The 19,863-nt window shown below is 53.8% G+C and carries 15 protein-coding genes; 3 read left to right on the top strand and 12 right to left on the bottom strand.

Annotated features, from left to right (window positions below; translation table 11 throughout):
- Positions 1-68: 68 nt before the first annotated feature.
- The 4 genes from mgrA to NST69_RS07050 all read right to left on the bottom strand — a co-directional run bounded on the left by mgrA (position 69) and on the right by NST69_RS07050 (position 3,513).
- Positions 69-1,067, bottom strand: a complete 999-nt coding sequence (gene mgrA, locus NST69_RS07065; protein WP_342548865.1) for an L-glyceraldehyde 3-phosphate reductase — start codon at positions 1,065-1,067, stop codon at positions 69-71.
- A 98-nt stretch (positions 1,068-1,165) separates the two neighbouring features.
- The gene (locus NST69_RS07060; RefSeq protein ID WP_342548864.1) at positions 1,166-1,906 is read right to left on the bottom strand and encodes an NAD-dependent protein deacylase; all 741 of its coding nucleotides are present in this window, start codon (positions 1,904-1,906) and stop codon (positions 1,166-1,168) included.
- 40 nt (positions 1,907-1,946) lie between these two features.
- Entirely contained in the window at positions 1,947-2,717 is a 771-nt protein-coding gene (locus tag NST69_RS07055; protein WP_342548863.1) for an HAD family hydrolase, read from the bottom strand.
- Between the two features lie 46 nt (positions 2,718-2,763).
- A complete protein-coding gene (locus NST69_RS07050) occupies positions 2,764-3,513 on the bottom strand; it encodes an alpha/beta hydrolase (protein WP_342548862.1) in 750 nt (249 codons plus the stop codon).
- 213 nt (positions 3,514-3,726) lie between these two features.
- Between NST69_RS07050 and NST69_RS07045 the strand changes: the two genes are divergently transcribed.
- The gene (locus NST69_RS07045; RefSeq protein ID WP_340954945.1) at positions 3,727-4,767 is read left to right on the top strand and encodes a fucose 4-O-acetylase; all 1,041 of its coding nucleotides are present in this window, start codon (positions 3,727-3,729) and stop codon (positions 4,765-4,767) included.
- Positions 4,768-5,025: 258 nt separating this feature from the next.
- Complete coding sequence (gene ilvD / locus NST69_RS07040; protein ID WP_342548861.1) at positions 5,026-6,711, top strand: dihydroxy-acid dehydratase; 1,686 nt, start codon at positions 5,026-5,028, stop codon at positions 6,709-6,711.
- A 209-nt stretch (positions 6,712-6,920) separates the two neighbouring features.
- Here ilvD and NST69_RS07035 read toward each other — a convergent pair whose 3' ends face one another.
- Entirely contained in the window at positions 6,921-8,291 is a 1,371-nt protein-coding gene (locus tag NST69_RS07035; protein ID WP_342548860.1) for a polysaccharide deacetylase family protein, read from the bottom strand.
- Between the two features lie 223 nt (positions 8,292-8,514).
- Here NST69_RS07035 and NST69_RS07030 point away from each other — a divergent pair, with 223 nt between their 5' ends.
- Positions 8,515-9,756, top strand: coding sequence for an AI-2E family transporter (locus NST69_RS07030; RefSeq protein WP_342548859.1), 1,242 nt, complete (start codon positions 8,515-8,517; stop codon positions 9,754-9,756).
- Here NST69_RS07030 and NST69_RS07025 read toward each other — a convergent pair.
- The 7 genes from NST69_RS07025 to NST69_RS06995 all read right to left on the bottom strand — a co-directional run bounded on the left by NST69_RS07025 (position 9,705) and on the right by NST69_RS06995 (position 19,616).
- Positions 9,705-11,522 (bottom strand): penicillin-binding transpeptidase domain-containing protein, encoded by a 1,818-nt coding sequence (locus tag NST69_RS07025; protein ID WP_342548858.1) that lies wholly within the window; start codon positions 11,520-11,522, stop codon positions 9,705-9,707. The two genes, NST69_RS07030 and NST69_RS07025, sit on opposite strands and share 52 nt — an antisense overlap.
- A 525-nt stretch (positions 11,523-12,047) precedes the next feature.
- A complete protein-coding gene (locus tag NST69_RS07020) occupies positions 12,048-14,117 on the bottom strand; it encodes a methyl-accepting chemotaxis protein (RefSeq protein WP_340978997.1) in 2,070 nt (689 codons plus the stop codon).
- Positions 14,118-14,246: 129 nt separating this feature from the next.
- Positions 14,247-15,272 (bottom strand): glycoside hydrolase family 130 protein, encoded by a 1,026-nt coding sequence (locus NST69_RS07015; protein ID WP_342548857.1) that lies wholly within the window; start codon positions 15,270-15,272, stop codon positions 14,247-14,249.
- Positions 15,273-15,339: 67 nt separating this feature from the next.
- Entirely contained in the window at positions 15,340-16,173 is an 834-nt protein-coding gene (locus tag NST69_RS07010; protein WP_342548856.1) for a carbohydrate ABC transporter permease, read from the bottom strand.
- A 4-nt stretch (positions 16,174-16,177) separates the two neighbouring features.
- Positions 16,178-17,059: a sugar ABC transporter permease gene (locus tag NST69_RS07005; protein ID WP_340978996.1), complete on the bottom strand. Its 882-nt coding sequence runs from the start codon at positions 17,057-17,059 to the stop codon at positions 16,178-16,180.
- A gap of 106 nt (positions 17,060-17,165) precedes the next feature.
- Positions 17,166-18,542, bottom strand: a complete 1,377-nt coding sequence (locus tag NST69_RS07000) for an extracellular solute-binding protein (RefSeq protein WP_342550104.1) — start codon at positions 18,540-18,542, stop codon at positions 17,166-17,168.
- Positions 18,543-18,851: 309 nt separating this feature from the next.
- Positions 18,852-19,616 carry a response regulator gene (locus NST69_RS06995; protein WP_340954955.1) on the bottom strand — a complete coding sequence of 255 codons (765 nt, stop codon included), beginning with the start codon at positions 19,614-19,616 and terminating at the stop codon, positions 18,852-18,854.
- Between the last annotated feature and the right edge of the window lie 247 nt (positions 19,617-19,863).

Below are 19,863 nucleotides of genomic sequence, written 5' to 3'. Positions count from 1 at the left end.
GGGCTGCTTGCATTGTTATTTATGGAAGCCGGACCTTATGGCAACTCATAGGCTGAGCGCCTTAAGCTTCACTCCTCTGTCTTAAGGATCGTTTCGATCCGGTCCAGCTCCTCCTGAGTGAAGTCACTGTGGGACAGCGCGGCGATATTCTCTTCGATCTGGCTGACCCGGCTGGCGCCGATCAGCGCCGAGGTGATCCGGCCGCCGCGCAGCGTCCAGAGCAGGGCGAACTGGGCCAGACTCTGGCCGCGCGTTACGGCCATCTGGTTCAGCGCGTGGATTCTGCGCAGCACCTCCGGCGTAATCCGGCTCTCATTCAGCGCTACCGAAGGTCCGGCTGCCCGGGAATCTCCGGGAATGCCGTTCAGATATTTATTCGTCAGCAGACCTTGCGCCAGCGGAGTGAAGGCAATACTGCCCACCCCATGCTCCTCCAGCACATCCTGAAGCCCGCCTTCAATCCAGCGGTCCAGCATGGAATACCTCGGCTGATGAATCAGCAGCGGGGTGCCCAGCTCCTTCAGGATCGCAATAGCCTGCTGCGTCTGCTCCGCTGTATAGTTGGACAAGCCGATGTACAACGCCTTGCCTGAGCGTACAGCATGATCCAGCGCTCCCATCGTTTCTTCCATGGGGGTATCCGGGTCAGGACGGTGGGAATAGAAGATATCCACATAGTCCAGTCCCAGCCGCTTCAGGCTCTGGTCCAGACTGGACAGGATATATTTACGTGAACCCCAGTCCCCGTAAGGGCCGGGCCACATCGTATATCCCGCCTTGGTCGAGATCACCAGCTCGTCACGGTACGGCGCGAGATCCCGGGCCAGCACTTTGCCGAACAGCTCTTCCGCCGATCCTGCCGGAGGCCCGTAGTTATTCGCCAGGTCGAAGTGGGTGATTCCAAGATCAAAGGCACGGGTAATCATCCCGCGGCCATTCTCAAAGGCATCAATGCCGCCGAAATTATGCCACAGGCCCAGTGAGATGGCTGGAAGCTTGAGACCTGACCTGCCGGTGCGGTTGTAACGCATTCCTTCATACCGTTCATCACTAGCCACATATACCATGTTATATCCCTGCCTCTCGTATCTCTTTTGTGAATACCCTTCTTTAAACACACGGCCTCATAAGTAATCTTGTTCTATAAAAAAAGACTGACTGGGCGTTAACCCAGCAGTCCCTGCACTCTACCCAGCACCTCTCCGATCCGCTCTGTTATAATCAGGTCTGCCTGATCGTCATACGGGGTAGGCTCGCCGTTAAGCAATACAGTATGCTGTCCCCTGAAGTAAGTAACCAGGCTTGCGGCAGGATGAACCGTAAGCGAGGTACCGCCGATGATCAGCAGATCCGCCGCTGCAATGGCATCCACGGCTTCAACCAGCACTTCATGATCGAGCGCTTCCTCATAGAGCACCACATCCGGCTTGATGATGCCCCCGCAGTCCTCACAGCGCGGCACAGAGCCTTCCTGCTCCAGCCATTCCTCCAGGCCGTAATAGCGCTGGCACCCCATGCAGTGATTGCGGTGGATAGAGCCGTGCAGCTCCAGAACCCGGCGGCTGCCGGCAATCTGATGGAGGCCGTCGATATTTTGCGTAATGACCGCCTTCAGCCTGCCGCTCTCCTCCAGCTCCGCAAGCAGCCGGTGGGCCCCGTTCGGCTTCGCTCCGGGATGAATCATCTTGCTGCGGTAGAAATCAAAAAAAATGTCCGGCGAGGACATAAAAAAGCTGCGGCTGAGCATCACCTCAGGCGGATAGGGGGAGTTGTGCTGTGTCTGATACAGACCGGCTGCCGAACGGAAGTCCGGGATGCCGCTCTCCGTCGATGTTCCGGCACCGCCGAAAAAGACGATATTATTGCTATTTTGAATCCAGGAAGCCAGTAGCTGTAATTGTTCCATGATCTACACCTGTCCTCTCTGTACCTCATTCGTAATGCATTCAGATTGTTAAGCGGAGCGCCGGATAGCCGGATACCACAATATCCGCATCCAGCAGATGGTCTGTCCTTCCGTCCGGTGAGATCCCGACTGCAAGGCGCAGTCCCGCCCCACGGCCCAGCTGCATATCCGCATTGCTGTCACCGATAATCACTGTGTCTTCGGGACGCAGCTCCAGCTCCCGGCAGGCCTTCTCGGCCATCTCCGGTGCAGGCTTGCCGTACTTTACCCTGTCGCGGGTAACCACCGCCCCGAAGTACCCGGAGATGCCAAGCCATTCCAGATGCTCACGGGTAGTGGACAGATTGTCAGAGGTCACAACGCCAAGCTTCAGGGAAGCGGCGGCACACTGCTCCAGGAATGGCAATACTCCCGGCATGGGTACAGCCGTACGGCGGCGGCGAAGCTCATTCATGGCCTCCTTGGAGATGGCATTCACGCGCGTCACCGCTTCATTCCATGGGAGACCTGCTGTATAGAGCTGCCAGGCCAGAATTCCGGTGGATTCCTCAGCCGTTGCCATCGAGAGCGGACCGGCGGGATCATAACCGGTAATTCGTCCGGAAGCATCATGCGTCGTCCCCAGCACCGGGGCCAGATCGGCTCCCGTAACGGGTCTGCTGCCCATTAAAGTCAGCTGGCTGCCCAGCCCCTCAAGCACCAGTTCGGCCCAGCTGCCCCAGGTGGCCAGGAGATCAAGCAGCGTGCCGTCCTTATCGAACAGGATGCCGCTTACGGGAACGGAGAGTTCATCGATGTGCAATACAGGCATTCCAGCGCTCCTTTGCATAAGATATATTACTTCAGGTATTCGTTGTTCATTTGCTCTGGCGCAGATTCCCCAGCCAGTCCAGCATCGCCCGGACAGTCCGGGTCTGCTGTTCATCTTCGGTAATCGTAGCGGTCCCGTCACCCTTTTGCGCGCCATAGCTGCCGAATTGGGCATGGTTACCGCCGTCAACCGGCACATATACGGTATTGCCCGGCAGATAGGAACGCCCTTTGTTATAGCTCTTCTGATCTACGACTTCATCCTGCGTGCCAAGCACAGACAAGACGGATAGCGTGGTGTCCTTCAGGCTGCCTTTCTCATCGGGATACGAGGCCAGAAAAAAAACGCCTTCCAGCTGGCCGGCATGATCCGCAGCGAAGCGTGAAGCCATTACGCCGCCGAGCGAATGTCCGCCCAGGACGAAGGACTGCTTCGGATGCACGCGGATAATCTCTTCGGCGGCATCCCCTTTGATTACAGCCAGATTAAGCGGCATTCTGGCAATGTAGAACGGGTGACCGGCAGCGGCAACTTTACGGGCCAGCGGCGCATATGCTTCCGCCTTGACCAGTGCGCCCGGATAAAAGATCACGGCGGTGCCGAGCACCACTGAAGGGTCGAACGAGATCCAATTGTCATTCTGTTCAACAGTGACGCCCCCGGCAGAGATCAGAGCAGTTTCAGCCCGTGCCTCCGGCTTATACGGGGTCAGATATCTCCATATAAACACCCCCGCCACCAGTAGAACCAACACCACTCCAATAAGCACACGGCGTCTGATTATATTCTTTTTCATTAGTGTTCACTCCCGATTCCTGCATACTGAAAATTATAAGGGAATCGGTGAATTCAAACAACCTTCAAGACTTCGCCACATCTGGCCCTATCCATTTCCAATGATAGCGCTTACTATTGTGATGTATTTCACAATTTATTGTCCGGAAATCATGTATTTTAAAATTAAAGTATCGAACCCTACGCAAACCCTAATTTCATTGGAGGTTACGTCATGACCGGGGAAAGCCCGCTTAACACGCGCGGAGAGACCTTTTTTCTTAATCTGCGCTTCATGCTTATTGTAACTGTCTTTGTGGCCAATGCGATCGAACCCCTGATTCAAGAAATGAGCGGACTTCACACGCTTTACCAATGGATCTTCAGTTTTCATATGCCGCTGTTTGTGCTGGTAACCGGATACTTCGCCCGTTCAAGCTTGCATGGAGCGCCAGGACGCAAAGTCCTGCTGCAGATTGCCTTGCAATATGTTATTTTTCAGAGCCTTTACTCCCTACTTGACGCCTCCCTGTTTCATGTCAATAATATACAGCATTCCTTCTTCGCTCCTTATCTGCTGCTCTGGTTCCTGGCCAGCCACATCTGCTGGCGCCTGCTGATGCTGGGCATGAGCCGCTGGACCCGCAGCGCCCAGCTGGCCTTCGCTGTTACCGCAGGGGTGGCCGTAGGTTATCTGCAACTGGACGGGATCTGGTTCAGCATCAGCCGCACCTTTGTCTATCTACCTTTTTTTGTGATCGGGTACCATTTCTCCTTCGGGGCTTTCGTGAAGCTGTATCAGCGGTATGTCAAAAGCTTCGCCGCCGCCGCTTCGCTCCTGCTGCTCCTTGCTATCGGCCTGCTTGGCAGTAATCTCCCCATAGGCTGGCTATACGGCAGTATGACTTATATGCAGCTTGGCGCCCATGAATGGTACGCGGGTCTGTTCCGGCTCGCGGTCTATGGCCTGCAATTCATCGCTTCTCTGGCATTTCTGGGCCTGGTGCCTTACGGGTTAAGCCGCATGACCGGCCTGGGACGCCGGACCCTCTATGTTTTTCTGCTGCATGGCTTTGTGGTCCGCACGGCGGTGATTTCCGGATTGTATACTTATATCGGCAACCCGGCCGGAGCAGCGCTGCTGCTCGCCGGTGCAGTAGGATGTACAGTTCTGCTCGCCCAGCCTGCGGTCAGACGTCTGCTGAACCCGCTCGTGGAACCCTCCGTAGAGTGGATGCTCTCCCTGCAGCGTGCCGCCATCCGGCGCTCTCTATAGAATGAAGCTGCCATGCTATATCAATTTGCCGAAGTCTATCCTATACGGAATAGGCTTCTTTCTGTATATTAGCCCAGACTTTACATGCGTGCCCCCCCGACAAACTTCACACTGCCCGGTAGAAAAAACAGGATTTTTGTGATAGACTCTCTATTAACGTTCGTAACCAATCACCGCAGATACGTATATTTCGGGATTGCAATGCGTTAATGCGGCACTATATTCGCTTCACCAATACTGTTAGGGGGAAAAGTCATCATGGCAAACAAGAAAATGCGATCAGATATGATCAAAAAAGGCTTCGACCGCGCTCCTCACCGCAGCCTTTTGCGGGCAGCAGGCGTTAAAGAAGAGGATTTCGGCAAACCGTTCATCGCGGTCTGCAATTCCTATATCGATATTGTTCCGGGTCATGTGCATCTGCAGGAATTCGGCAAAATCGTGAAGGAAGCCATCCGTGAAGCCGGCGGGGTTCCATTCGAATTCAACACGATCGGCGTTGACGACGGGATTGCCATGGGTCATATCGGTATGCGTTATTCGCTGCCAAGCCGCGAGATCATTGCCGACTCTCTGGAAACGGTAGTATCCGCGCACTGGTTCGACGGTATGGTGTGCATTCCCAACTGTGATAAAATCACCCCGGGCATGATGATGGGCGCACTGCGCGTCAACATCCCGACAATCTTCGTCAGCGGCGGGCCGATGAAGGCCGGCGTAGACAGCAAAGGCAAGAAGCTCTCCCTCACTTCTGTATTTGAAGGCGTTGGCGCGCATCAGGTCGGCAAGATCAACGATGCTGAGCTGCTCGAACTCGAACAATACGGCTGTCCTACCTGCGGATCATGCTCCGGCATGTTCACTGCCAACTCCATGAACTGTCTGGCTGAAGCTATGGGCCTTGCGCTTCCGGGCAACGGCACCATCCTGGCCGTAGCCGAAGAACGCAGAGACTTCGTCCGCAAGTCAGCAACCCAGCTCATGGAGCTGATCAAGCTGGACCTGAAGCCGCGTGATATCGTAACCAAGGAATCGCTGGACAATGCCTTCGCGCTGGATATGGCAATGGGCGGCTCGACCAACACCGTATTGCATACCCTGGCACTTGCTCAGGAAGCCGAAATCGATTATCCGCTGGAACGCATCAACGAAGTAGCCAACCGGGTTCCTTACCTGGCCAAGCTGGCTCCGGCCTCCGATATCTTCATCGAAGATGTGGACCGGGCGGGCGGCGTAAGCGCCGTGCTGAACGAATTACTGAAGAAGCCGGGCGCAATCTTCGGCGATTGCATGACGGTTACCGGCAAGACACTGGCCGAGAATGTAACCGGCCATGAGATCCAGGATACATCTGTTATTCATACCATCGACAACCCCTATTCCCAAGTTGGCGGACTGGCTGTACTCTACGGCAACCTGGCTCCTGAAGGCTCCATCATCAAGGTGGGTGCCGTGGATGCTTCTGTTGGCGGCTATCACAAAGGACCTGCCATCTGCTTCGACTCTCAGGAAGAAGCACTGGAAGGTATCGCGAACGGCAAGGTCAAAGAAGGCCATGTAGTCGTTATCCGTTATGAAGGTCCGAAGGGCGGACCGGGCATGCCGGAAATGCTGGCGCCGACTTCGCAGATCGTCGGTATGGGCCTGGGCGCCAAGGTCGGCCTGATCACGGACGGACGGTTCTCCGGTGCCTCCCGCGGGATCAGCATCGGCCATATCTCGCCGGAAGCGGCTGAGGGCGGCCCGATCGCTTTTGTAGAGGATGGCGATATCATTGAGCTGGACCTCAACAACCGCAAGATCGAGCTGCTGGTTGACGAGGAAGTGCTGGCGGTCCGCCGCCAGGGCTGGAAAGAATTCGAGCCGAAGGTGAAGACCGGTTATCTGGCCCGTTACTCCAAGCTGGTTACCAATGCAAGCAAGGGCGGCGTGCTGAAGATCTAATCGTTAGAGCCGCAGCCTTAAGCAAATGTAATGATGATATGAGCAGCTCCAACCGCAAATTCGGTTGGAGCTGCTCTTTTTGCTGCAGGAATTGAAGCTTTGAGGAGAAGAATGTTGCATCATGTGCAGGAACTAAAAAACCGCCAGCCCATTCAGGCCAGCGGAGATTGTAATCAATATAAGTGCATTAAACTGCGTATGCTTCGTCTTCAATGAACTACCGTTGCTCCGGGAAGCTCAGCTTCAAGCGTCCGTTCCTCTTCGTGTACCCGCTCCACATGCTTGTGCGGAAGCTGACGGTTCATCTGGTCCAGAAGCTGCGATACCGGCATCAGTATCATCTTGGGCACCAGTTGGTCACTGCGTTCCTTAAGTCTTGCGCCGCCTGACGGATGAATCACACTCATGAGAATACTAAGGTAGAACTTGGTGCTGCTGGCGAACAGTCCGCTGGGCAGATCCAGTACGATGAAGCCGAACTTCTCCGGCCCGCGGTTGATCATGCTGACTCCGTAGAGCGCTTTGGATTCAGCTAGCTCCACATCACCGCAAATCCGCTCGGCCAGCACCGGCAGATCCTTCTCCATCCGGCGGATCAGGCGGATCGCAAGCTGGGCAGTGGAACGGGAATGAACTCCCAGCTCGAATAGCTGCCTGTTATCGAAATGCAGCTCGATCACCTTGTCGCCCTTGCTTAAGGTCTCGCCATTATCCATGTGGACCGTTCTGCCCTGGTACTTGCGCAGCCGGTAATGCAGGAACGGGTCTTCCTGCGAGATTGTCTTGATCTGGAACAGCAGCTGAAAGAGCTTCTCCCAGCCCAGCCATAAACCGACAAGCAGCCGCTTGCCGAAGGACAAATGCGTGATCGGGGAGCGCTGCACCGCCTTGATCATCTCGTCAATCCGGACGCTGTGCAGTCCGCGCCGCTCGGCCTCGGCCAGCATCCGCTCCAGCGCAATCAGCATATGCTCCGGTGCATTCGGATCAGCGCCGATCGTCGTACCGCAGTCATGCAGCAGAAGCACCTCCCCCGGGCCGAGCTTCGCAATGAGCTTCTCGGTCAGCTTCTCCGCTCCAAGCTTCTCCTTCCAGTCGCCGAACATCGCCGACCACAGCACAATCTGCACCTGACGGCGTTTGGAGAAGTCGAACAGGTTCACGATTCCCCAAGGAGGACGGTAATACGTGCTGCGCTCGCCGGTAATGGAGAAGATGATCTCGTCCGTCCGGTCAATCTGCTTCCTCACCGTGGCGGGACGCATCAGCCAGTTCGTCTTGTGCACATAATTATGAATTCCGATCAAATGCCCTTCGTCATGCATTCGCTTGATGATCTCGGGGTGCTGCTCCGCGTGCGAGCCAACGACAAAAAAGGTCGCCTTCGCATCGTAGCGCTTAAGCAGATCGAGCAGCAGCGGTGTATAATGCGGGTCTGGCCCGTCATCAAAGGTCAGGCCGTAATCCGTACGCCCAATTCCTTTACGGAAGACACGATAACCAAATAAACGGCTGATCATACCGGGAATAAAAGCATAAAAGGTTGAGATATAAAATAGCCAGAGCAGCAAAGTCTGCATGTACAATCACCGCTTTTCCAGAGTTGACTTTGGCTCGCCTTACGTCTGTTAGGAGATAGATGTGATACGGCCAAGTAGAGTAAGTAGAAGCGACAGCTTTAAAAAACATCACCTCCTAGTTTAACACAGCTGCCAAAGAAATAGACGTTTTTTATTAAAATCGTGTACAATGAGTTGAAGTGCAGGTTACAAATTCATCTTCACAAAGGGGTCGTTTAAATCTATGCTGCCGCTGTACAGAAAATATTGGCGCACCTTTTTCGACATTGGGCTGCTTGTTCTAACCGTATATTTAGTGATGCTCGGCTTCAGTAAATTGTACCAGCTGGCTGCGCCGGTGTTCCTGTCCTTTTTTGTATTTCTGCTGATTGAGCCGCTGGCCCGCTTCCTGAACCGCAAGGGAATGGCCAAGCCCTTCGCCTCTGCGATCTCCGTGGTGCTCTTCCTGGTCATCCTGCTGGGCGTCCTGTTCGGTGCCGGACTGCTGATTACGACCCAGGCGATTCACCTCCAGAATAATCTGCCCAAATATACATACGTGGTCCAGCAGCATTTCGCAGAGACTACGACCTATCTTCAGCACAAAATCGATTCGCTTCCATCCGATGTGACAGATAAGCTGAACGGTTATTTCACAGATGCCACCAATATTCTCTCGAAGTGGATGGTCGCCTTCTTCAAATATATGGTCGGAGTGCTTGGCTCTTTCTCTTCCTTTATGGCTAATTTCGGGATTGCGATCATTCTCGCCTTTTTCCTCAGCATGGAGATTAAGGACTGGCGCCGAATTGCCCACGAGAAGCTGCCGAAGACGTTCAAGACGGCCTACGCCTTCCTGCAGGGAAATGTATTCAAGGCTATCGGTTCTTATATCAAAGCACAGATGATCCTGATCAGCATCACCTTCGTCATTATTCTTGCTGGCCTGCTGATTCTTCGGACGGGCAATGTACTCACCATCGCGCTGGTCTGCGCCGTGGTCGATTTGCTGCCGCTGCTCGGGGTACCTGCGGTGCTGATCCCTTGGATCATCTATCTGTTCATTGTTGGAAATACTTCGCTTGCTATCGGGCTCATCGTTCTGCTGGCTGTAGTAATGGTGGTTAGACAGCTGCTGGAGCCCAAAATCACAGGGAATTCGATCGGTGTCTCCTCTGCCTTTCTGATGCTCTCCTTCGTGATTCTGTCCTCCTCCCTGTTCGGAATAGCAGGACTCATTCTGTCGCCGATTCTGCTGATTCTGCTCAAGGAGCTCCTCCAGCAGGGATATCTCCAGCAGTGGATCTATCTGCCGCAGGAGGAGTTCGTCGTCTCGCCCTTCGCGGCCTCGGGAACCTCTACGGCAAGCGCTCCCGTAAGCAGCAGTCCGGCCGGGAATGCCGAGTCTAATGCGCAGCCTGCCGGTCCAGGCCCTCAGGCCCCGGTTGATCCGCCTTCCAGCCCCGACAACAGCTCGAACACCTGACCGAACAGGCGGGTGGCGGCCTGCGGACTGTCTGGAGCCACATTCTCTATCGCCACAGACACCGCATATTTCGGATGGTCAACCGGACCATAGCCGATGAACCATTGATTGTTGCGCGGCGTGCCATGCACCAGCGTCTGGGCCGTGCCTGATTTGCCGGCGAGCGGCCAAGCGGCAGGCTTCAGCATCCGGCCTGTGCCCTCTGTGACTACGCTGCGCATCATGCCCAGCAGCACACGGGCAGTGGCCGGAGCGATCCGCCCCTCCGGCGCTGGCGCCAGATGTCCCGGAAGCTCCTTAAGCGTCTGTCCATTGGCAAAAGCAACCCGCTCCAGAATCCGCGGCGCTCTCACCTCACCGCCATGCAGCAGTGTGACGACCAGATTCGCCGCCTGCAGCGGAGTGATTCGCACATCGCGCTGGCCGATCGCCGTCTGGACTCTCGCCCCGCCGTCATCCGGCAGGAGCGTGGTGAAGATGGTTCCCGGCTGCTCTCCGGCCAGCGGCCGGAGCAGCGGCAGACCGAGCGTATTCTCCGCCTGCCACCCGATGCTCCGGCCCAGTCCAAGGGCAAGGGCGGTAGCTTGAAGCTTCAGACCGCTCAGCCGCTCGGCCAGCGTAGCAAATACAGTATTACAGGACACGGCGAACCCTTGCTTAAGCGTAAGGGCGCCGTGTCCTTTGCCGTGGGGACATGACAATCCGTATTTCCCATATGCTCCTGCACAGAAGAAAGGCTCCTCCGGTGTGGTGAGCCCGGCTTCAAGTGCGGCAGCGGCCGTAACAATTTTGAAGATGGAGCCCGGAGCGGCCGCTTGAAGAGCACGGTTGTTCCATTCTCCCCCTTGCGGTGAGACCTGCTGCGGATTGTAGAACGGCAAGGAGACCATCGCTGCGATATCACCGCTCCGGCTGTCCATTACCACAATCGCCCCTTCCTTCACCCCGGCTTCCGCCGCCAGCTGCTCAATGCTCTCCTGAAGCTTCAGATCAATTGTGGTATATAGTGACAGCGGATAATAGGGGTTGCCCGGCGCCTTGACTGTGATCGGGCTTCCCGGAACCCGTTTGCCGCGCGCATCAACCTGGGCAACGGCCTCCGTGTGCCCCACGCCCTGCAGCAGCGGCTCCAGCGTCTTCTCCAGCCCGTCTGTGCCGGTTCTTGGAATTCTCAGCCCTGTAGGGGATTGAGTGACAGCTTCGCCTGAAGCTTCAGACAGATAACCGAGCCACTGTCGGCCGGATGCAGATCCGTTATATCTGCGGGCAAAAGGCAGCGCCCGGACACCTTCAATCGCAAGCGCCTCCACTTCTCTGGCCTGCGGCAGGGTCAGGGCCAGCGGCCCCGTGCCTTGGCCGGAAGGCCAGAGCAACGGCTCCTTTAGCCCCAGCCGTCTTGCCTGCAGCTGGCTGTAGCTGACGCCAAGAATCTCCGCCAGACGGTGAAGCTGCTGGTCATCGTTATATTCACCGGCACCATGATGCCGGTGAAGCTCTTCCTCCGGCGGGAACAGCGCAGTGGTCCAGACCGTCTCTCCAGCCAGCGCCCTTCCGTGTTTGTCATACAGCCGTCCTCTTCCGCTGTCCAGCACCGTCTCCCGCTCACTTTGCAGCTCTGCCATCTGAGCTACTGTGTAACGGGTGCCGCTTACTACACTATCCTTCAGCAGCAGCTGTACCCAGGCCAGCCTGATCATCAGGCCCGCCAGCAGCATACACAGGATCAGGCATCCCCAAAATATGCGTGTATGAATCAGCTTGTGCAAATTGCTATTCCTCCATCCAGTGGACTGAAAAACCTTGGCTACTAGCAGCTCATCAGATTTAAAAGTGTGAGAATCACTTTAACTAATTGCTTGCTGAGGGTTAGCAGCGCCCCGATTAGGGTCCAAGGGGGAGGCTTAATTGCAATCTGTACAACTAAATCGCCGGATATGCCGCCGAATCTCTGTTTAGTTGTATTTCGTGCAATTAAAATGCCTCTATACCTGGATTTTCGCCCATTCGGGCAAATTTAGTTGTATGGAATACAGTTAGGAGAGGCAGGCCTTCCTTTTAACTGTTTTTAGTTGCACCGAATACACTTATCTCTCATGGTTCGTTACAAACTGAATATTTAGTTTAATCCATGGGGTTCTTTACTTGCTAAAGGTGGCTTCCTTCCAGAATATGAGCTCCCTCGTTCGTTACACCGAGTCCTCCATTTTAAATCTGATGCTGTACTAGTATACCCAGCTCTAAAAGCAAAATAACCGCTTCCCATAAAGGAAAGCGGTCTGAAGAAGTTAGGCTCATACATTGAACTTGGATAATCGCTCCCGCAGTCTGGAGGAGGCATTCTCCAGCTTACTGGAGAGGGTAACCAGATATTCGCTTACATTCTCCTGTTCTCCGGTAAGGGAGGCTACCTCTTCAGAGGCGGCCGAGGATTCTTCGGCGAATGAGCTGACATTACCTATCGTCTCTGACAGGACCTGCTGCGAGTGGTTCAGGCCGTCAATCGAAGTAGATACCGAATCCAGCCTGGTAATCAGCTGATGCATCTGCCCCTGTACACTAATGAAGATCTCACTGGTGTTCTGAACATAGTCCATCTGCTCCCCGAACAGCGGCGCAACCTCGGACAAGGCGTCTACCGTCTCATGCATATCCCGCATGATCCGGTCCGTGATCTCGCCCACCACGGCAATCGAACGCTTGGACTGCTCCGCCAGCTGGCGGATTTCATCGGCGACAACCGTGAAGCCTTTGCCCGCTTCGCCTGCCCGCGCCGCTTCAATAGTGGCGTTCAGCGACAGGATATTGGTCTGTTGGGTGATGCTCTGCATGACCTCCAGCACCTGAATGACCGATGAGGCGGTATCCTTAAGCTCATTCACCTTAAGGACCAGCTTGCCTGTCCTGTCGCCAGTCTCTTGCGTTCTGCCCAGCAGCTCCTGCAGCTTGACTACCCCTTCCGCACTGGCTTGCTCCACGCTATGCGCAGTTCCGCCAATCTCATGGGCTACTGCAATGACAGCTTCCATCTTCTCCGAGATCTGAGCCGTCATCTCATTACCCCGGTCCGCCTCCAGTGAGAGGCTGCCGGCACCGCCGGCAATCTCTTCCGTGGCTGCGGCAATATCCTTCGCTGCCACCGCTGTGTCCCGCGAGGCATTGCCAAGGGCTTCCGCTGCTTCCGTAACCTCACGCGCGGTCTCATTGGTGTGGACGACCAGCTCTGTAATCTGCTCCATCATCAGGTTGAAGGAGCCGGACAGCTGGCCTATCTCATCACGGGTGACGACATCGGTGCGTACGCGCAGATCCCCATCTGCCCCCTTGACCATCAGATCCCGCAGACGTGAGAGCGGACGTGAGACCATCCGTACCATCCAGAGTCCTATCAGTACGGCAACGGCAGCAGCGGCGGCCACCGCTATGTAGGTTGTGTTAAGGATCCGTCCCGCATCCTTGGTCAGATTGCCGGAAGGCACCACACCGAGCAGTCTCCAGCCGGAGGTATGCAGCGTACCGTAGACCGCAAGAATGGATTTGCCCTTCTCATCCTTGGTCGGCAGGGAGCCGGAGGTGTCGCTTAATCCCTTGAACAGGGTTCCCCCCAGGCGCAGATAGGTGTCCGTCTCCTCTTGCTGGGAAGAGGCAATAAGCTCATCTGTGGCAGTCAGCAACTGGATATAGGAACCCTGACCCAGATCAACCATTTTCAGCTGGCTGTCAAGCTCTGTACTCTTAATATCGCAGACCGCCAGATAACCGGTGTGACCCGCTTCCGCCGCCACAGACTTAGCGAAACGCACCACTCCTTCAGCCTCTCCCTGCTTCAACGCTTCGGTAATCCACCGGCTCTGCGGCTTCTCCTGCAGCTGCTTGTACCATGCTGCATCACGGATAGCCGCTAGGAAATCATTATCCACTTCACCAGCTCCGGCTGCGGGCAACGCTTCATCCAGCGGAACCAGATACACTGCCTGCACGCCGGGTACAGCCGAGAGCCATTGATCGAGCTCCCCGTTAATCGTCGTGGACAGCTCTGTACGCTTCGCAGAATCTGCGGCAGCAGGGCCTGCCAGTGCGACCGCCTGCTGAATATCCTCATTGTAGAACAGCTGACCCAGATTATCTTCATAGCGCAGCAGGACGACATCCAGCTTCTCAGCCGTCTGCTCCACAGTCTGCTGATTAGCAGACAATGCATTGTTCTCAATCGTATGTCTGGCCACAGCGTAAGAAATATAACCCAGAGACAGCACAATTCCCATGGTCGCGATGAAAAAAACCAGAAAGAGCCGCATCCCCAGCGACTTGGAGGGATGCAGCCGAGAAAGAATAGAGGTACTCCGAACTGTTGACCTGCTCAAAAAACCACCGCCAGATTCTATGTATTCTTGGTATTCATGACCCTATTCATGATATACCATCAGCTCCTTGGTGGCTGTGATTTTGTTGTATGCAGCAAATTACGTCAATGGCGGGCAGAGGATTCCGGCTTACATTCTGCCAGGACCGGCATCATCGCCAACCTCTTCATGAGTCTCGATAACGTAATTGACGATTTCCTGGACAGTGGTGTAGGCAACGCCGACATAGGTGTCCGCAGCCCCGTAATAGATGGCAATCCGGCCGGTATCCGCATCGCTCAGCGCAGCACAAGGGAAGAGTACATTGTTGACGAAGCCTCTTTCCTCATACCATTCTTCCGGGGTCAGCACGAAATTCCGGGAGCGGTATTTCACTCTCGAAGGCTCATCTGCATCCAGAATCACAGCGCCCATGCTGTAGACGAGACCGTTGCAGGTCCCTGTAACCCCGTGATAGAACATCAGCCAGCCTTCCGAGGTCTCAATGGGCGCAGGTCCGCCGCCGATCTTGGTGCTCTGCCACCAGCCTTGTCCGCCCTTGGTCATAACATGCCGGTGCTTGCCCCAATACACGAAGTCCGGGCTCTCACTGAGGAAGACATCGCCGAACGGCGTATGTCCGCTGTCGCTTGGACGGGAGAGCATGACGAAATTGCCGCCTATTTTCTTCGGGAACAGTACACCGTTACGGTTGAACGGCAGGAACGGATTCTCCAGACTGATGAAGTGCTTGAAGTCCTGTGTCTTGGCAACGCCGATCGCTGCCCCGTAGAAATCCGTGCACCAGATGATGTAATACGTATCCTCCACCTTCACCAGACGGGGATCATATGCGTAACGCGGCATATACGGATGGCCTGCCTCGTCCTTGAATTGGATCGGCTGCTCATCAATAATCCAGTCCAAGCCGTCCGCGCTGCGGCCCATCCGCAGATGGGGGCGGGTCGTGTGATCCTCCACACGGAAGACTCCCAGGAAGCTGCCCTCGTAAGCGATCACCGCGCTGTTGAAAATACGGGCGACCCCCTTCGCCGGATTGCGCTTGATCACCGGATTATCGCTATGTCTCCAGACCGGATTGTCATTCCCGGCAGGTCTGTCCTGCCAAGGCATATTCGGCAGACTTTGGCTGGCCGTCAGTTTAACTTCTCTCATAATAGAATCCCTCCAATGATAGTTGCAGCAGCCGCTGCGGTGGTGTGTTGCTCCCCGGCTTGCCGCTTTATTTGACCGACCCTTGGGCGAAGCCGTTATAAATGTATTTTTGCAGCGCTACGAACGCAATCAGCGTCGGAATGATGGCGATCATAATCGCGGCGCAGATAACCTCCCACTGGGAGCCGTAGGGTCCTTTGAATTTGAACAATGCGGTAGATACGACCTGTAGGCTGCTTTTTGGCATATACAGGAACGGGGTATAGAAGTCATTGTAGATATTAACACCCTTCACGATGATCACCGTCACAATGGCCGGACTCAGCAGCGGAAGAATGATTCTCCAGTAGATCGTCCAGTAGGAGGCACCATCCAGCATTGCGGATTCATCCAGCGATTCAGAGATCGAGTCCAGGAACTGCATGAAGATATAGACAGCGATAATATCGGTCCCCAGATACATCAGAATCGGCGCCCAGCGGGTATTGAACAAATCCAGAGCATTGATAATCTGAAAAGTTGCTACTTGTGTAGTTACTCCGGGAATCAGCGTAGCCAGCAGAAAAGCCCCCATCAGCGCCTTACTGCCTCTGAATTTAAAGCGGGCCAGAATATAAGCCATCATCGAGCCGGTAAGCGTAGCGCCCGCAATGGAAATAAGGACGATAATGATCGTGTTCATGAAGCCGAGCAGCATGTTCCCGTCTACGAAGGCTTTGGTGTAATTGGTGAAATTCAGCCAGTTCTCGGGCAGGGTCAGCGGACCGGTTGAAGCGTATTCGGCATTGGTCTTTAAGGAGGCGAAGAAAACAACGACAATCGGGATCAGCGCCATCAGCGCACCCAGCACCAGGGAGAGATATTTGAAGAAGGCCGCCACGTTATATTTGAAGGTGTGCATCGCTCTATTTCTCCTCCTTGATCAGAATGCGCTGCAAGATCGTGACAAGCACCACAATACCAAGCAGTACCACAGCCATTGCCGAAGCCAGCCCCAGCTTGCTGTATTTGAAGGCCACATCGACGGTCTGGATGACAAAAGTGCCGCTGCCGTTGGAGCCGCCGGTCATCACGTACGGAATCTCAAACACACCGATCGCCCCGCTGACCGCGAGGATCAGATTGAGCTGGAGGATACGCTTGATGCTTGGGATGATAATATGCCGGAACTGATGCCAGCGGTTAGCGCCGTCTATCTCCGAGGCTTCATAGATATCGCTGCCGATCGAGGAAATTGCGCCAAGGAAGATAATAAAGTTCATCCCCATATACCTCCATACCGAGGCAAAAGCGAGAGAGATGTTAATGAGCTGCGGATTCAGCAGCCATTTCTGTTGCAGCGCCCCGAGTCCAAGCAGATCAAGAATGGTATTAAGAGTGCCTGCCGGCTTGAAGAAGAACAGGAAGATGAACCCGATCGCCACACCGTTCAGCAAGGTCGGAAAGAACAGAATCCCCTTGAACCAGTTCTTCATCCGGACATTGAAGCTCAGAATCGTGGCAAAATAAAGCGCCAGCCCCATCTGGACAAAGGTGGCAAAAAAGTAATACAAGCTGACCTTGAATACGGCGAAGTACTCCGGCTTGGTAAAGATCGTCTTGTAGTTGTCAAAGCCGATATACTCCATATTTTTGCTTAGCCCGTTCCAGCTGGTAAAGCTGTACTGAAACATTTTAAACACAGGTAAATAGGAGAACGTCAGCAGCAGAACTACGGGTACTAGCGAAAATAAAAAGATGATCAAAATCCGTTGATTTTTATAGCTCATGTTAGACAATTTGGGCACTCTCCACACCTCCAGAAAACTTACTGCTCTTAAGTCCGCTTCCATCCCTGCAAAAGTGAAGGGGACTATGCCGTTACGGCATCTCCCCTTTCTTTTGTTCTTTAATTTACTTGGCAGTCACAATTTTGGCTCTGGCTGCTTTCCATTTATCATTCAGTTCTTTCATAATGTCATCATAGGATTGCTTGCGGTTGCCAATCGCCGCCTCGATGATTACTTTCTTGAAGTCAGGCTGCCAGAGACCGATTTCAGCTTCTTTATCAATGGCATCCACCCAGCCCTCTTCACCGGCTTTGGCTGGAGCAAGCGTGTCAAAGGTAATGTCAGTGCCTGCAAATTGCTTGAGAATTTCAGGCAATTCGGCTCCTTCTACCGGACTCATGCCCCCGCCTTCCACTGTCGGATAACCGGATTCATTGATGAACCAGTCTACCCAGGCTCTGGCGGCCTCTTTGTTTTTACTGTGAATGCTAACCCCCAGATTATAGTCGTCAGACAGAGGCACCAGGATCTTGTCGGCGTTGGTAGGGAATGGCATGAAGCCTATATCATCCGGGCTGGCAGCGAGCCCTTTGATCTGACCGATCGCCCAGGAGCCAAGCATCATGGTACCGATTTTACCGTTCGCCAGATCTGCCTTGGAGGATTCCCAGTCTGTTGTAGTAGGGTCCTCTTCAATCAGACCGTCTTTGGCCGCATCGTACATTACCTTGTACAGCTCGTAGTGCGGCTGGCCTGGAACGAAGTTATCGTCGGAGGCCACCTGGCCGATGTTGACATATTCACGGTCTCCGGCAACGGTAGCCAGATCCGCTTCCCACTGGGTCAGCGTCCAGCCCGCAGCATAGTTCGTGTAGAGAGGGACGGCATCCGTCTTCTCCTTGATGCTCTTCAGTGCGGCGGAGAACTGGTCAAAGGTTCTTGGAACCTCGGTCACTCCGGCATCCTTGAAGACCTGCTTGTTGTAGATCACGCCGGAGAAATTAACCGTAATCGGAATGCCGTAGGAAATCCCGTCTACTGTCCGCTCTTCCAGGCCTGTATATTGCTGCTCCAGGTCAGACTTTTTACCCAGCGGCTCGAAGAAGTCCGGCAGATCCTTAATCGCTACGCTGGTTGGCAGCAGCAGAACATCCCCGTAATCACTGGTGCTCATGCGGATTTTGATCTGATCCTCATAGTTGGATAAGGCTTCGAAATTCACTTTGATATTCGGATATTTCTCGTTGAACTTGGCGGCGTAGTCTTTGAACACGGTATCCACGATATCCGTCCGCTGCGTAATCACCGTAATATCACCCTTGAGATCCTTGGCGGCACCTCCCTCTGGAGCGGCTGTTGCCTCCGCAGTGGTACCTGTGTTGCTGCCTGCATTGGTTGCTGCCGCATTAGTGGCGTTATTGTTGTCAGATGCACAGCCGGAGAACAGCCCGGCCATCAGTGTCAGCGCTGCCAACCCGGTAACTGCTTTGGTTTTTTTCATCATATTTCTGACCCCTCTCTTCATTTAGAACGAAATAGATTAATAACAAAACAATAACAATACGATCCGTTATTCCAATAAACAGAACTTAAATCATCTTGTCTTCACCTTGGATTCGCTGTTGTTATCGCTTACATCGCAATTATAGACCGTATAACCCCTCAAAACGATGGTTTCAATTGCTTTTTCTAGTCTTAAATTTGTTATTTTTGTTATATAAAAAATACAATAAAGAAAAACACTGCTCAATCACCTCTGGGGAGGTGAAGGGCAGTGCAAATGTGTTCGTATCATTCTAAGAGACGCATATCATGATCTGTACCGGCCTTTATACTCCTTGGGCGTCATGCCGCACATCTTTTTGAACAGCTTATTGAAATAGACCGGATCACTGTAGCCGACTTTGTCAGCAATCTCATAATTCTTCAGGTCCGGATGATGGAGCAGCATCTTCTTGGCCTCCACAATGCGGATGCCGATCAGGTAGTCCGTAATGGTCTGCCCTGTCTTATGCCTGAACAGCCTGCTGATATAACTCGCATTCATTCCCACGGCCTCAGCCAGCCGCTCAAGCTCGAAATTAAGCCCGTATTCCAGTTGAAGAATACTCTTCATCTGCTCTACCACATAATGCTCCCCGCCTTCAGAAGGCTGATGCAGCACTTCATCCGGGAGAGCAGCCGCAGGCGTCTGCTTAGTCGCTTCTACGCTTTTGAGCAGATCATATAATTGGGCCTTATCAATGGGCTTCAGCAGATAATCAAGCACACCGAAGCGCATCGCCTTACGGGCGTAGTCGAATTCACTGAAGCCGCTCAGTACAGCTATTGGCAACTGCTTGAGATGCGCTCTCGCCTCTTCAATCAGCTTGAATCCATCCATTCTTGGCATCTTGATATCTGTAATAAGAAGATCGATCTCTTCCAGGCTTAGCTCCTGCAGATGGTTCCAGGCCTCAAGCCCGTTGCCGTATGAGCCGATTACCCTGACTTCCACATCCATTCTGGAAGCAATCTTCTCAAGCCCGCGGCGGATCACTTCCTCATCATCCGCAATCATGATCCGGATTACCACCTTATCGCCCCCGTCATTTGATCCGCTATGATAGCGTTATCAATAATTATAAACTTTACAGATCCAATAGAAAATGTGTCCATATCCACTTTTATAGTCTTCAATTTACTTCATCCATTTCCCGCTTGAATTCCAGCCCGAAAAGGGTTATAACATGGTTATATATAGTTATTATTATACACTAACATAATAATAACAATTATAAAAAAGACAACTCCCATACCAGCAAGCAATATTAAGGAGTGAA

Source organism: Paenibacillus sp. FSL P2-0089 (genome assembly GCF_038595095.1).
GTDB lineage: Bacteria > Bacillota > Bacilli > Paenibacillales > Paenibacillaceae > Paenibacillus_AQ > Paenibacillus_AQ silagei.
Note: the sequence above shows the minus strand (reverse complement) of the source record. Positions and strands in the feature narration are given on the sequence as shown.

Bases quoted from the DNA above. Each gene is read 5' to 3' on its own strand.
- mgrA (WP_342548865.1), bottom strand. From the start codon at position 1,067: ATGGTATATGTGGCTAGTGATGAACGGTATGAAGGAATGCGTTACAAC.
- NST69_RS07060 (WP_342548864.1), bottom strand. From the start codon at position 1,906: ATGGAACAATTACAGCTACTGGCTTCCTGGATTCAAAATAGCAATAAT.
- NST69_RS07055 (WP_342548863.1), bottom strand. From the start codon at position 2,717: ATGCCTGTATTGCACATCGATGAACTCTCCGTTCCCGTAAGCGGCATC.
- NST69_RS07050 (WP_342548862.1), bottom strand. From the start codon at position 3,513: ATGAAAAAGAATATAATCAGACGCCGTGTGCTTATTGGAGTGGTGTTG.
- NST69_RS07045 (WP_340954945.1), top strand. From the start codon at position 3,727: ATGACCGGGGAAAGCCCGCTTAACACGCGCGGAGAGACCTTTTTTCTT.
- ilvD (WP_342548861.1), top strand. From the start codon at position 5,026: ATGGCAAACAAGAAAATGCGATCAGATATGATCAAAAAAGGCTTCGAC.
- NST69_RS07035 (WP_342548860.1), bottom strand. From the start codon at position 8,291: ATGCAGACTTTGCTGCTCTGGCTATTTTATATCTCAACCTTTTATGCT.
- NST69_RS07030 (WP_342548859.1), top strand. From the start codon at position 8,515: ATGCTGCCGCTGTACAGAAAATATTGGCGCACCTTTTTCGACATTGGG.
- NST69_RS07015 (WP_342548857.1), bottom strand. From the start codon at position 15,272: ATGAGAGAAGTTAAACTGACGGCCAGCCAAAGTCTGCCGAATATGCCT.
- NST69_RS07010 (WP_342548856.1), bottom strand. From the start codon at position 16,173: ATGCACACCTTCAAATATAACGTGGCGGCCTTCTTCAAATATCTCTCC.
- NST69_RS07000 (WP_342550104.1), bottom strand. From the start codon at position 18,542: ATGAAAAAAACCAAAGCAGTTACCGGGTTGGCAGCGCTGACACTGATG.